At 30.2% G+C, this 13438-nt stretch carries 14 protein-coding genes and 2 tRNA genes; all 16 read right to left on the minus strand.

Translation table 11 applies throughout. The features are described 5' to 3' along the window. Positions 1–98: 98 nt before the first annotated feature. On the minus strand, positions 99–830 hold the full coding sequence (truA, locus tag MR285_RS07960; RefSeq protein ID WP_293559777.1) for a tRNA pseudouridine(38-40) synthase TruA: 732 nt from the start codon (positions 828–830) through the stop codon (positions 99–101). Beyond that, entirely contained in the window at positions 827–1624 is a 798-nt protein-coding gene (locus MR285_RS07965; protein WP_293559778.1) for an energy-coupling factor transporter transmembrane protein EcfT, read from the minus strand. The genes truA and MR285_RS07965 overlap by 4 nt, the downstream gene beginning before the upstream one ends. After that, entirely contained in the window at positions 1617–2483 is an 867-nt protein-coding gene (locus MR285_RS07970) for an energy-coupling factor transporter ATPase (RefSeq protein ID WP_293559779.1), read from the minus strand. Before MR285_RS07970 ends, MR285_RS07965 begins: the two co-directional genes overlap by 8 nt. Beyond that, complete coding sequence (locus MR285_RS07975; RefSeq protein ID WP_293559780.1) at positions 2471–3298, minus strand: energy-coupling factor transporter ATPase; 828 nt, start codon at positions 3296–3298, stop codon at positions 2471–2473. Before MR285_RS07975 ends, MR285_RS07970 begins: the two co-directional genes overlap by 13 nt. Before the next feature lie 53 nt (positions 3299–3351). Beyond that, on the minus strand, positions 3352–3966 hold the full coding sequence (locus MR285_RS07980; protein ID WP_293559788.1) for a DNA-3-methyladenine glycosylase: 615 nt from the start codon (positions 3964–3966) through the stop codon (positions 3352–3354). Further along, the gene (locus MR285_RS07985) at positions 3941–4321 is read right to left on the minus strand and encodes a DUF1232 domain-containing protein (protein ID WP_293559781.1); all 381 of its coding nucleotides are present in this window, start codon (positions 4319–4321) and stop codon (positions 3941–3943) included. Before MR285_RS07985 ends, MR285_RS07980 begins: the two co-directional genes overlap by 26 nt. A 50-nt stretch (positions 4322–4371) precedes the next feature. Beyond that, the gene (gene pyrE, locus MR285_RS07990) at positions 4372–5001 is read right to left on the minus strand and encodes an orotate phosphoribosyltransferase (protein WP_293559790.1); all 630 of its coding nucleotides are present in this window, start codon (positions 4999–5001) and stop codon (positions 4372–4374) included. Then, on the minus strand, positions 5001–5705 hold the full coding sequence (gene pyrF, locus MR285_RS07995) for an orotidine-5'-phosphate decarboxylase (protein ID WP_293559782.1): 705 nt from the start codon (positions 5703–5705) through the stop codon (positions 5001–5003). Before pyrF ends, pyrE begins: the two co-directional genes overlap by 1 nt. Before the next feature lie 7 nt (positions 5706–5712). Continuing rightward, entirely contained in the window at positions 5713–6828 is a 1116-nt protein-coding gene (gene prfB / locus MR285_RS08000) for a peptide chain release factor 2 (protein WP_293559783.1), read from the minus strand. A gap of 217 nt (positions 6829–7045) precedes the next feature. Continuing rightward, positions 7046–7174 carry a hypothetical protein gene (locus MR285_RS08005; RefSeq protein ID WP_293559784.1) on the minus strand — a complete coding sequence of 43 codons (129 nt, stop codon included), beginning with the start codon at positions 7172–7174 and terminating at the stop codon, positions 7046–7048. A gap of 176 nt (positions 7175–7350) precedes the next feature. After that, a tRNA-Leu gene (locus MR285_RS08010) sits at positions 7351–7437 on the minus strand. Positions 7438–7477: 40 nt separating this feature from the next. Further along, positions 7478–7554: transfer RNA gene (locus MR285_RS08015), tRNA-Arg, on the minus strand. A gap of 589 nt (positions 7555–8143) precedes the next feature. Then, entirely contained in the window at positions 8144–9331 is a 1188-nt protein-coding gene (locus MR285_RS08020; RefSeq protein ID WP_293559785.1) for a MalY/PatB family protein, read from the minus strand. Positions 9332–9400: 69 nt separating this feature from the next. Continuing rightward, positions 9401–10795 carry an AbgT family transporter gene (locus MR285_RS08025; RefSeq protein WP_366934102.1) on the minus strand — a complete coding sequence of 465 codons (1395 nt, stop codon included), beginning with the start codon at positions 10793–10795 and terminating at the stop codon, positions 9401–9403. An 18-nt stretch (positions 10796–10813) separates the two neighbouring features. Further along, positions 10814–12016 (minus strand): amidohydrolase, encoded by a 1203-nt coding sequence (locus MR285_RS08030; RefSeq protein ID WP_293559786.1) that lies wholly within the window; start codon positions 12014–12016, stop codon positions 10814–10816. Between the two features lie 184 nt (positions 12017–12200). Further along, positions 12201–12743, minus strand: a complete 543-nt coding sequence (locus tag MR285_RS08035; protein ID WP_293559787.1) for a MarR family transcriptional regulator — start codon at positions 12741–12743, stop codon at positions 12201–12203. Positions 12744–13438 lie beyond the last annotated feature (695 nt).

Genomic DNA, 13438 nt, shown 5'->3' on the forward strand with positions numbered 1-13438 from the left:
TCAATTTATTGCACTTTTCCGCAATTTTTAAAGTTGTAAAATCTTTCCTTTTAGGATATAAGATAATCCAAAAAATTTTGCAATAAAAAGCCTGTGGGCTAATATTTTACATCTACTAAATATAGTCCACAGGCTGGTGCTGTTGGCCCAGCAGCCTTTCTTTTTTTCATTATCAAGGCTTCTTTCATATATTCAATTTCTTTTTGACCTCTTCCAATTTCAAGAGCTGTCCCAGTAACTATGCGTATCATGTTTTTTAGAAAGCTCTTAGCAATAAAATCTAAATACAAAAAATTTCCATCTTCAATTACGTCAATTTTTTCAATAGTTCTTATTGAATCCTTGACAACTGCACCCTTTCCCATAAAAGAATTGAAATCATGTTCTCCAAGAAGATAGGATAGAGCCTTCCTCATTCTCTCTGGGTCAACTTCATAGGGGTACTCATAAGCTTTATTTAAAAGTAGCGCATTTCTATACCTAGAGCGGTGTACAACATAACGATATTTTTTTAACTTTGCATCATATCTTGCATGAAAATCATCAGAAACATATTTTGCTCCAACGACAGAAACATCTTCTGGTAAATTAAAATTTATAACTTTCGGAAGATTTCCAATGTCAATTGTCGTGTCTGAATAAAAATTTGCATACTGACCAAGAGCGTGAACCCCTCTGTCAGTTCTTCCTGCGTAAAAAATTTTTACTTCTTTATTTAAAGTTTTTGCTAGACCTTTATTTAGTTCTCCTTCCACAGTTCTCTCATCTGGTTGCAATTGAAAGCCATGAAATTTTGTGCCATCGTAGGTTATTTTTATTAAAATATTCATAATTTAGAAACCAAAATTATTGCTGCAAAAAATATTATATTGCCAACAAAAATAATTACATCCTTCTTGACTATTTTTGATGCATTCATCTTAGTCCTGCCATCTCCACCTTTGTAACATCTCGCTTCCATTGCTGTGGCAAGTTCTTCTGCTCTTCTAAAGGAATTTATAAAAAGAGGAACAAGTAATGGAACTAAATTTTTTGCACGCTTTACTATATTTCCCGATTCAAAATCTGCACCTCTCGCCATTTGTGCCTTCATAATCTTGTCCGTTTCTTCAATTAGCGTTGGTATAAATCTAAGGGCAATTGTCATCATCATTGCTATCTCGTGACTAGGCACTCCAATTTTTCTAAAAGGTCTTAGTAGCGACTCGATCCCGTCTGTTAATTCAATTGGAGAAGTCGTATAAGTAAGTAAACTTGTGCCAAGAACTAATAGAACAAGTCTTATGCCCATAAATACCGCAAGGTCAATCCCTGCTTGTGAAATTTTCAAAAATCCTAAAGTGTACTTAGCTTCACCTGGCGTGAAAAATAAATTCATAATAAATGTTACAAGGATAATCCATCTCAATGGCTTAAGTCCACGAAGAACTAATCCCATTGGTAATTTTGCCACATAAATAATTAATAACAAATAAATTACAACAGGTATATACATATAAATTGAACTAATAAAAAATAGCGATACAATGAATATCATCATTGTAAGAATTTTTAATTTTGGATCATACTTGTGAACTAGCGTTTCTCCAGGAAAGTATTGTCCAATTGTAATATCTTTAAACACGAGAAACACCTCTCAAATATTTTATTAGTGACTCCTTGGCTTCTTCAACTGTTATTGAGTCTTCGTTAATATCAAGTCCCTTTTTCTTCAATGCTCTCATAAGAGATGTGATTTGTGGAATTCCAAGTCCAACGGAAAGAAGTTTGTCTTCATTTCTAAAAATTTCTCTTGGGTTGGAATCTAAAAATACTTTTCCCTTATCCATTACAATAATTCTTTCTGCAATTTTTGCCACATCTTCCATAGAGTGAGAAACTAGAATGACTGTAATTTTTCTTTTTTCGTGAATACTTTTTATTTCACTTAAAATTTCGTCTCGGCCTCTTGGGTCAAGTCCTGCAGTTGGTTCGTCAAGTATTAAAACCTTTGGTTCCATTGCAAGTACACCAGCTATTGCGACTCTTCTCTTGAGTCCACCTGAAAGTTCAAAGGGAGATTTGTCTTTATAAATTTCATATTGAAGACCCACAGAATCCATAGAAGATTTAACCCTTTTTAAAACTTCATCTTCATCTAAATCTAAATTTTTCGGTCCAAAGGCAATATCTCTCTCTATGGTTTCTTCAAAAAGTTGATACTCTGGATATTGAAACACTAAGCCTATTTTTTTTCTAAGTTCTGTTAAATTAGAGCTAGATTTATCAACTTTAGTTCCATCTACAATTATTTCTCCACTACTTGGCTTCAAAAGACCATTTAAATGTTGAATAAAAGTTGATTTTCCAGATCCCGTGTGACCAATTAGTCCAATAAATTCATTTTCTTCGATGCTTAAATTTAAGTTATCTATTGCTATCTTCTCAAAGGGAAGACCTTCACTGTAAATATGTGTTAAGTTTTTAATTTCTATAAGTGACATATTTCCTTCACCATTTCTTCGATATTTAAAACTTCTGTGGAAATTTCAATACCTTCTTTTTTTAATTCATGTGCAAGTTCCGTTACTTGTGGAACATCTAATCCCAATTTTTTTATTTCTTCGACATGAGAAAAAACTTCTCTAGGATTTCCTCTAAGCACAATATTTCCATCTTCCATTACTATAACTCTATCGCTAATTGCAGCCTCTTCCATGTAGTGAGTTATTAGGATGATAGTTTTGTTTTCTTCCTTATTTAATTTCACAAGAGTATCAATTACTTCGCGCCTTCCACTTGGATCAAGCATGGCAGTTGGTTCGTCAAGTATTATATACTTTGGGCTCATTGCAAGAATTCCAGCTATGGCAACTCTTTGTTTTTGCCCACCAGATAAAAGGTGAGGTGCATTTTTTTTGTAATCAATCATGCCGACATCAAGTAATGCCTTGTCCACCCTTCTTCTAATTTCTACTGGATCAACTCCAAGATTTTCAGGACCAAAGGCAACTTCATCTTCAACTATAGTCGCAACTAATTGATTGTCAGGATTTTGAAAAACCATGCCCGCATTTCTTCTAATATCCCAAATTTCTTCTTCATTTTTTGTATTCATTCCATCTACAATTACGTCGCCTTCGCCTGGAATTAAAAGTCCATTTATAAGCTTGGCAAGAGTTGACTTACCTGAACCATTATGTCCAAGTAATGCCACAAACTCTCCTTCATTTATTTCTAAATCAATATTTTTTAAAATTTGTTTTGCATTTTCGTCTTCATAATCATATTTAAAAGACAAGTTTTTTATGCTAATCATTACATCACCTTTACATTAACCTATTATAAATTATAAGTTAACAAAAATCCACATTATTTAACTGAAATATGTTGACTGTTCCCTATGTAAAATCTAAGTGGAAGATCTGCATCCTCTTCCGCATAATCTATACCAATTCTTTTTGAAGTAATTATATTTTTCACTTCTTCGCCATCTTCTATATAAAGATAATCGGGAGATAGAATTTTTCCATTTAAATTTCTATCAATATTAAGAGCTAAAGAAAGCTTTCCTGGTCCATTGCTTATGTTTTTTCTTTGATAATTTGAAAGTTCTTTATAGCTTTTTCCAAATCTATTAATAGCAAATCCATCAAAATTTTCTAAGGGTTCAACTCCACGAATAAGCACTGCTTCTGGTTCTCCTTCATTCTTTGTAACAATATTTAAAAGATTGTACATTCCATAAATTAAGTATACATAGATATGGCCGCCATCCTTATATAAAATTTTATTTCTCTCAGTAATTTTCCCACCATAGCTATGACAAGCTTTGTCTTTAAGACCTAGATAAGCTTCAGTCTCCACAATTTTTGCATAGAAAAAATTACCAGAAATATTTCTGATAATTTTCTTTCCTAATAAATTTTTTGCAACTTCAACTGTATCTCTTCTAAAAAAATCAGTTTCTAGTATTTTTCCATGCATCATATTTTTCTAATTCCTTATCAAGCTTCTTTAGGATAAAAGTTAAAACACTTAAATCATCAAAAAATCCAAAGAATAAAATAAAATCTGGAACAATGTCTGCTGGATTTAGTAAATATAAAAACCCTGCCACAATTAAAATAATATCTTTCTTTTTTACATCTCTATAATTTCCCTTAGAATAGTCAATTACTAAACCAAGAGCAAGTTTAAGTTCTCTGGAAATTTTTTTAAACAAGTCCAATTTATTTGTCTTTGATATGGACTCCTCGACAACTTTATTTAATCTATCTTTATTTTTTAATATTTTATTGGCATAAGGCATTAAATTTCTTAAAGCTCTATAATAATTCAACTATTCTTCCCCCTAAGTTAAAATACACTTTCCCTTTACCCAAAAATAAATTAATCATTCATCCACGATGAATCCTTTGGATTCTCTCTAAATAATTTTAACTTTTTAATTTCACTTTCCTTAATATAGTCCATTTCATGAGCAACTTCTATAAGTTCATCAAAATTTGTGAGAGAATCGTGATTAAAACCTGAATCTTTGAAATTTTTAGCAGCATTTTTCATATTGTATGTGAAAATACTCACTATCCCAAGGACATCATAACCAACCTCTTCTAGTGCCTTTGCGGCTTCAATAGATGAGCCTCCAGTTGAAAATAAATCTTCAATCACAACAACTTTTGCACCTTGAATTTTAGCACCTTCAATTTTATTTTGCTTGCCATGATCCTTATTTGAAGATCTTACAAATCCCATAGGTAAATCCATCTTATCAGCTATAATAGCAGCATGAGGAATGCCCGCAGTTGCAGTTCCCATAATGTATTCTACATCAGGATATTTTTCCTTAATTAAATTTACAAGTTCATCTTCAACGACTTTTCTGTCCTTTGGATAAGAAAGTATAAGTCTATTGTCGCAATAAATAGGTGACTTTATGCCAGATGCCCAAGTATATGGTTTTTCTGGTGAAAGTGTTACAGCCTTTAATTTTAATAAAATTTTTGCGATTTCTCTCATCATTCTCCTCCCAAAAAGTCTCTTTTTATTTCTTTATATTCTTTTAATGGATCTTCAGCCTTTGTAATAGGTCTACCAACAACAATATAATCAGAGCCAAGTTCTCGTGCCTCACTTGGAGTTACAACTCTCTTTTGGTCGTCAGTTCCCTTTACCTTTCTAATTCCAGGAGTAACAGTAATAAAATTTGCTCCTAAATTTTCCTTTATCTTTGGAACTTCAAGTGCAGAACATACTATTCCAGAAAGTTTAGCTTCTTTTGCAAGTTTTGCATAATCAAGAACAACATCGTCGAGAGATTTTTCTCTGTCAATTTTAAGTTCATTGTGCATTACCTCTTCATCAGTAGAAGTCAACATAGTAACACCAAGAGTAATTAGCTCTGGCTTTTTGCTATTAACAACTTCACTTGCTTCGCTTAACATTTTTTTGCCACCAGCAATATGAAAATTTATCATATCAACATCAAGTAAAATAAGAGAATTTGTAGCACCCTTGCAAGTATTTGGAATGTCGTGTATTTTTAAATCCAGAAATATTTTATGTCCTAATTTTTTTATTTCTTTAATAATACTTGGACCTTCTTTATAAAAAAGTTCCATTCCAACTTTTACATAAACTTTTTCATCTTTAAAATTTTTCAAAAAATCAAGAGCCACTTCGCTACTTGGAAAATCAAGTGCAATAATTACATCCTTTGCCATTTTAACCTCAACTTTCTCCAGTTGCCTTTTTTTGCAAATAGGCATTAATAAAAATATCTAAATCTCCATCCATTACCCTTTCAACATCGCCAACATCTACATTGGTCCTGTGATCCTTTACCATTGTATAGGGTTGGAATACATAAGACCTAATTTGTGAGCCCCATGCAATTTGTGAATAATTGCCTTGAAGATCTTCAATTTTTTCCTTTTTTTCTTCCTCAGCAAGAGCAATAAGTTTTGCTTTTAGCATATTCATTGCCTTTTCCCTGTTTTGAATTTGGCTTCGTTCATTTTGGCATTGAACAACAATTCCAGTAGGAATATGTGTAATTCTAACAGCAGAATCAGTAGTATTAACGTGCTGTCCACCAGCTCCTGAAGATCTATATGTGTCTATCTTTAACTCTTCTTCCCTTATTTCAACTTCATTATCATCATCAAGTTCAGGAAAGACATCCACAGATGAAAAAGAAGTATGTCTTCTCTTATTAGAATCAAAAGGAGAAATTCTTACAAGTCTATGCACGCCCTTTTCACCCTTCAAATATCCATAAGCATTATCGCCAGAAATTCTAAGAGTAACAGACTTAATTCCAGCTTCATCTTCCTTTAAAATGTCAAGAGTTTCGATTTTAAATCCCTTGTTTTCAGCATATCTAGTGTACATTCTAAGAAGCATGCTTGCCCAATCTTGTGCCTCAGTACCACCGGCACCTGCATGAATAGAAAGAATAGCATTGTGAGAATCGTACTCTCCATTTAATAGAGTATTAAGCTTAAACTCGGCAGTCTTCCTTTCAATCTCATCAACTGTATTTTGAAAATCTGCATAAGAAGAATAATCATCTTCAATTTCCATAAGGTCAATAAGATCCTGTGCATCGCCAATTAATTCCTTTAACTCATCATACTGATCTATCTTTTTTTGATATAAATTTGTTTCATTTATAATTTTTTGGGCACTTTCATTGTCGTCCCAAAAACCTGGCTCCATTTGTTTTTTATTAAGTTCTATAACTTTTTCTTTAAGAGAATCAATTTCAAGAGATTTTCCCAAAGATTTAGTAGTTTCTTTGGAATTTTCCAGACGCTCTTTATCTAAATAGATATTTTGCTCCATAAAAATCCTCCTTCATTTTGCTTATTTTAGTATAACACAGATGTCTAAATCTCACTAACATTTTTCTATTAAGCAAGAATATTATTTTTTATTTTAATGTAGTTTATAAAAATTTGTATAATTTTGGTGTAAAAGTTGGTGTAAAATTGGTGTAAAAATTTTAGAAAAACATAAAAAAAGGCAGTAAGGCATAAAAAACCTGTTCAAAACAGCTATTTTAACCCATTTTAGAAAATAACGATTGATAATTTTTCAATGTGTGTTTACTAACATTTTCTAATTTTTTAACTTTTAGAAACATTTCTTGATTCTTGTCTAACATAAAACCATTGCTATTAACTTTCATACTACCATACACTCCTATTTATACATATTAATAATTATGGTGTTATTGGAAATTAAAAAACACCATTAACAACAACGAAATGTGTAAATAATTACATTGTGATAACGGTGTTTTCCTATGAAAATTTTATAATGAAAAATGCGCTCATAGATTGGCGTTGATGCATATAAATTCTTTGGTGCAGAAAGAGGGACTTGAACCCTCACGCGATTTCTCGCACATGCCCCTCAAACATGCCTGTCTGCCTATTCCAGCACTCCTGCAAAAGAAAAAAGCTTGTAACATAAAATTACAAGTTTTTGATGGCGTATCCTAGAGGATTCGAACCCCCGACCTTCTGGTCCGTAGCCAGACGCTCTATCCAGCTGAGCTAAGGATACATAATGCAAAGTTTGACGTTTTTTGAACTTTTCTTTTAACTTATCTCAATAAACGTATAGTACGCTATCATTAGGTACATTGGATATTATATGGCTTTTATTCATCCTTGTCAATAGTTTGCTTTGTTTTTAAATCATTTTTGTAAAATAATATAAATATATTATTTTCAAGTCTTGCAGTATTTTTGCGATAAGATTCTTTTCGCCTATTGACTTATTATGTTTTTGCGAATTTTCTTTTTTCAAAAAATATTTTTCTCATACCTTTTATTAGTATAAATATGTTTATAACAATAATGTTTTGTTTTAAATTCTCTGACTCTATAATTTAACAAAAATCTTGCTATTATATAGTCGTATTTTTATGCCTTATAGTATTTTAATATACATCAAAAAGCAATCTCAAATAAGTTTTTTCTATTAAATTAAAATAATTTAATAGTTTTAATTATTAGTTTTTTGATATTATCAGTTCCATTATGAATAATTTTACACATTCCTTTATAAAAAAACTAACTCTAGCAATTGTTTTAGAGTTAGTTTTTTATCAATAGAATGCATTTATAATAAGCTTTTTCCTGAATTAATGCTATTTCTTTAGTCTATTTAAAGCTTTATCTAATCTTTCTAAAGCCTCTTCTAGCACTTCTTTTGGAACTGCTAGATTAAATCTTTCATATCCTTCTCCATTCTTTCCAAATATATATCCTTCATCTAGAAATAATTCTGCTTCTTCTATCATAAATTTTTCCAATTTCTCTTTATCAAATCCTAAAGACCTGAAATCTACCCACTGTAAATATGTTCCTTCTATTAAAGGTGCCTTTATATTGTTAAATCTTTTTTCAAAAAAGCTATTTACCAATCTTTGATTTCCATCAATAACATCAATACACTCATCAAGCCATTGTTCACATTTATCATATGCAATTTGACAAGCTTTATATCCTACAGCTGTCGTAGGAATAGCAGATATACTTTCAAGTGCCTTTATAAATCTCTCTCTAAGCTTTTTGTTTTTAATAATTATATTACTCATTCCCATACCTGCAATATTGAAAGACTTTGAAGGTGCTGTAAATGTTATTGTTCTTTCTGCTATTTCTTCATCTATTGTTTGAAAAACAGTATGTTCATAACCTGGCATTATCAAATCAAAGTGTATCTCATCAGATAATAATAACACATCATTCTTCTTAATAATGTCTGCAAGTTTTTCAAGCTCCTCTTTTTTCCATACTCTACCAACAGGGTTATGAGGAGAGCAAAATAATAAAATTTTATTTTTGCTGTTTTTTGATAACTCATCAAAAAGTTCATAGTTTATTGTATAATATCCATCTTTTTCAACTAAAGGACAATCCACAATCTTTCTATTTTGCAATTTAATAGCATTATAAAATGGATAATATACTGGACTCATAATTATGACTCCGTCCCCTTCTTTTGTAAATTCACGAATTGCATTGAAAAATGCAGGTACTACACCAGAAGTATTTACTATCCAATCTTTTTCAATTTTAAAATTATGACGTCTTTGCATCCAATTTACAACAGATTGTTTAAATTCATCAGTAGGTCCTGTATAGCCCAATACCGTATTTTCTATATGTTCTTTTAAACCTGAAATTAATTCTTCAGGATGTTTAAATTCCATATCGGCTACTGACAAAGGTACAACACCTTCACTTACATCTCTTTTTTTCTCATACATATCTTTCCATTTTAAAGAACCTTGTCCTTTTCTATTTACTCTAGTCTTAAAATCGTATTTCATAATTCCTCCTATTTTTATTTTGTATTTTATTCTAAATATTCGATTATTAATTTTACATATATTTTCTTTCTATATTCCTGTCCATCCAATTGTATTTAATATATATATTACTATAAATGACATAAAAACAAATAATAACATAGGTTTAATAACCCATTTTATCCATCTATCATATGGTACTTTCGCTATCGTTAAAGCACCCATAGTCCATCCTAGTGCTGGCGATATCATATTTGTAAAGCTATCTCCCATTAAAAAAGCTTGACATGCAATTTGAGGATGTATACCTAGTGCATTTGTAAGAGGCTCTATTATTGGTATTAAAGCTGCTGCTTTAGCTGTTACACTTGGTACAAATGGATTTATCAATGTGATAACTGCCGTTATTCCAATAGCAGATATTGACCTGTTTAAATTCATAAGAGGTCTTGTTATAGAAAATATTATAGTATCCAATATATTTCCCTGTACCATAACCGTCTGCATTGTTGTAGCAAGACCTATGATAAATACAACAAATGCCATATTCGCAAGTCCTCTTACAAAGGAATTTGCAACTTCATCTGCATTCATACCTCCAACTAACCCTATAAAAATAGCACCTATTAAAAAGAATCCTACAATAAATTCCATAGGCTTTTCTTTAAATATTAAAAAGTATGCCACTAATATTACATATTGAAGAATCATCAGAATTAAAACTATTACAGATCTTTTTGGCATATCCATATTACTTTTATCTACATCATCTACAATTAATTCGCTTTTCCAATCTTCATTATGCATTAATGAATTGTTTGAATCTTTTTGAACTCTTTTAATATATCTAAAAGTATATAAAAGTCCCACTATTCCAAATATGTTTAACAATAACATCCTCATTCCAAAACCAGAAAGAGGTGGAAGATTTAACATAGTTTGGGGGATAATAACTCTTAAAGTAGGTCCTAAACCAAATCCAATCATTGATGGGAAAAATGAGACACCTAATGCTGATAAAGGATCTATTTTTAACCTTTTAGCAAACAAAACACCTATTGGCACAACAGCAATCAGTGCATCTGTACTTGCAAATGCTGCAATATATAATATTAAAAAGTATAATATAGGGACTAATACTTTTGTACTAGATTTTTTTAATTTTATTGTTGCATATTCTAAAACTTCATCAACTGCACCTGTATCCATAACTACATTCATATTTGCTGCACTAACCATAACTACCCAAACAGTAGTCCCTGCAGCTACAAGTCCTCCAAGTAACATAAAAAACAAATCAACCAAGCTAACGGGAGTTTGGCTTGATAGATAATTAAATACGCTTGCGTCAACTTTACCACTAGCATCCCTTCCGAAATTTCCTGCTGGTATAACATATGTAAGTAAAGACATCATTACTAACAAACCAAGCATTATATAAAGAAGATGAGGCATTTTAAAATTTCTTTTCTTTTTTTTATCCATATTAATTCTCCATTAAAATTAAGTTTCCATTAAAAATTTATTTACAAATCCAATTGTTGCACAACATCCATATATCATAGACTCTTCATCTATATCAAAACATTCATTATGATGTTCCGCACCAGAACCAAGTTTATCGTTTTTTGTTCCAACAAAGGCAAATAAACTTGGTGCAATTTCACCATATTTAGAGAATGACTCTGAAGCAAACCAAGTTTTATTTTCTACTAATGCTTTTGAATATAAATTATTGATAGCCTCTTTGGCAATTAACGATAATTTTTTATCATTTAAAACAGGTCCTACAGAAATTCCATTTTTCTTTCTAAACTCTACCTTACATTTATGGGCTCCAGCTGTTAATTCTGCAACATTTTTTATGATTTTTAGCGCTTTAATACCCTCTTCCATATCAAAAAATCTAAGAGTTCCAGTTACTTCTACACTATCCGGAATTACATTAGGAGCTAAATTAGAACCTCCATTTATTGATCCAATACCTAATGTTACAGTTTTAGTAACATCAATTTGATTTGACCATGCACTAGTAAGTCCATTCAGAATATTAGAAGCAGCGAAAATAGGATTTATTGATAAATCAGGTCTCGAACCATGTCCACCTTTTCCTATTACATCAAACCATACCATGGCAGCTCCAGCCATTACTGGACCTGGATCTACAGAAATTTCTCCGACATTCATAAAAGATGTAAGATGTGTACCATAAATAGCATCAATACTAATGCCTTTTAGTGCATCTATCATTGCATTTATTCCTGTTCCCTGTTCCTCTCCTTCTTCAAATATAAAAATTATCTTTCCCTTAAATTCAGATTTATGTTTCACAAAAAATTTCGCACATGCAAGTAAAATAGACATATGACCGTCATGTCCACACGCATGCATTACCCCATCATTTTTTGAGATTGCTACTTTTTTATTAACTAAATTTCTTGAATTTTCTTGAATTGGAAGAGCATCTATGTCCGCTCTGATAGCTATTGTCTTACCTTGTCTTTTTGTATCTAAAATTGCATAAAATCCAGTCTTTTCTACTTCATTAATTTCAAGACCCAGTTTTTTAATTTCCTCTTTTAAAAATTTTGAAGTTTCAAACTCTTCTCCTGAAAGTTCAGGATTTTCATGAAGATATCTTCTAGTTTCAAATATAAAATTTTTCATACTATCTATTTCATTCAAAATAATATCTTTACTTAGCATATACCCTCCTATTTTAAAATAACGTTAATTGTTAAGCTGCTTAACTGTATAATGTATTATATATCAACCCATTTACTAATTCAAGTGTATTTTTAATTTTTAATAAAATAATTATAATTAAGCGCTAAAATATTCTAATATAGATTAAAAAAAAAGAGCGAATATTTACAAAACGCTCTTTATCTTATTCTTCTTCAATTATTTTATCTTTTAAAAGTTCAGTATAAACTTTACAAATTCTATCAAATGCATCTAACTCATCAATTGAAAAACTCTCCATTAATTTTTTCTTTGTTTTTACAATATCAATATTATCATATTTCTTATGACTAAAGACAAGTTTTTCTCCTGTTTCTGTAACATATAAATGAAATATTTTTCCATTTGTCTTAGAATTTTCTCTATATACAAGGTCCTGTTTCATGAGCTTTCTAACTGTTTGAGATATAGCCGAAGTTGTTCTATTCCACTTAAAAGCCAATTCTGTTACAGTTATTCCAGGCTTATCAGAAATTTCTGTCAAAATATGAACTTCAATCATTGTTAACTTTGGTCCAAAACCATAATCCCTTCTAGTATTATAATAATTAGAATAGGTAAGTACAAAATCATACATTGGATCCATTACTTTTGATAATTCTTTATATCTTCTATTCGTAGTTATATAATCTTCATTTTCATCAACCCATGTATCTAAAATATCATTATAATAAATATCTTTACTCATTTTAACCTCCAAAAATACTATATCATAGCGGAATTTTTAAGGCAAGATTTAACTATTAATGCATTAAACTATTGATGGCATTAAAATATCAGATATCATTATAAACACTAGTAAAATAAAAATTTTATTTTCAACATTAATACTAATCAAAGTATTATAAAACCAATTACATTATTTATATTTCAATTATAAAAATGCTACAAAAAGAGCATGAATTATCTATATATTACAACTATTTCCTTTTCTCTTATTTAACTAGGTATTGCTTATTTATATTAACCTTAAAATCAACTATTGTTTTAGATTTTTTTAATTCTTTTATACTCTTTTAAATCTTCTAATCGCACACAATCTTTAAGATTTAATATATCTGAATTATAAATCTTCTAATTTTTTGTTATTTGCCAGTTTTTCTGGTCTCTTCTATCCAATTCTAAATTTTTAAAAACTTTATAATATAAATAAAATCTATGACAGATAATTTTATGTATTAAAAAACCACTTAAACCCCTATACAACTTATTGTTTTACAGTAGTTCAAATGTTTTTTAAAAATGGCTCTATAATATCTGTTGGGGAGTAAATCTCTAACAGATATTTTTATGTAAAAAAATTGCACTTATACGCATTTAGACCTAAACTTAAAATAGCTAAAACTAAGCTAGGAGGTGCATATAAGTGCAAAATAATAATAA

The sequence above is a fragment of the Peptoniphilus sp. genome, assembly GCF_022767005.1.
Taxonomy (GTDB): Bacteria; Bacillota; Clostridia; order Tissierellales; family Peptoniphilaceae; genus Peptoniphilus_A.

Bases quoted from the DNA above. Each gene is read 5' to 3' on its own strand.
- truA (WP_293559777.1), bottom strand. From the start codon at position 830: ATGAATATTTTAATAAAAATAACCTACGATGGCACAAAATTTCATGGC.
- MR285_RS07970 (WP_293559779.1), bottom strand. From the start codon at position 2,483: ATGTCACTTATAGAAATTAAAAACTTAACACATATTTACAGTGAAGGT.
- MR285_RS07975 (WP_293559780.1), bottom strand. From the start codon at position 3,298: ATGATTAGCATAAAAAACTTGTCTTTTAAATATGATTATGAAGACGAA.
- MR285_RS07980 (WP_293559788.1), bottom strand. From the start codon at position 3,966: ATGCATGGAAAAATACTAGAAACTGATTTTTTTAGAAGAGATACAGTT.
- pyrE (WP_293559790.1), bottom strand. From the start codon at position 5,001: ATGAGAGAAATCGCAAAAATTTTATTAAAATTAAAGGCTGTAACACTT.
- pyrF (WP_293559782.1), bottom strand. From the start codon at position 5,705: ATGGCAAAGGATGTAATTATTGCACTTGATTTTCCAAGTAGCGAAGTG.
- prfB (WP_293559783.1), bottom strand. From the start codon at position 6,828: ATGGAGCAAAATATCTATTTAGATAAAGAGCGTCTGGAAAATTCCAAA.
- MR285_RS08005 (WP_293559784.1), bottom strand. From the start codon at position 7,174: ATGAAAGTTAATAGCAATGGTTTTATGTTAGACAAGAATCAAGAAATG.
- MR285_RS08020 (WP_293559785.1), bottom strand. From the start codon at position 9,331: ATGAAATACGATTTTAAGACTAGAGTAAATAGAAAAGGACAAGGTTCT.
- MR285_RS08025 (WP_366934102.1), bottom strand. From the start codon at position 10,795: ATGGATAAAAAAAAGAAAAGAAATTTTAAAATGCCTCATCTTCTTTAT.
- MR285_RS08030 (WP_293559786.1), bottom strand. From the start codon at position 12,016: ATGCTAAGTAAAGATATTATTTTGAATGAAATAGATAGTATGAAAAAT.
- MR285_RS08035 (WP_293559787.1), bottom strand. From the start codon at position 12,743: ATGAGTAAAGATATTTATTATAATGATATTTTAGATACATGGGTTGAT.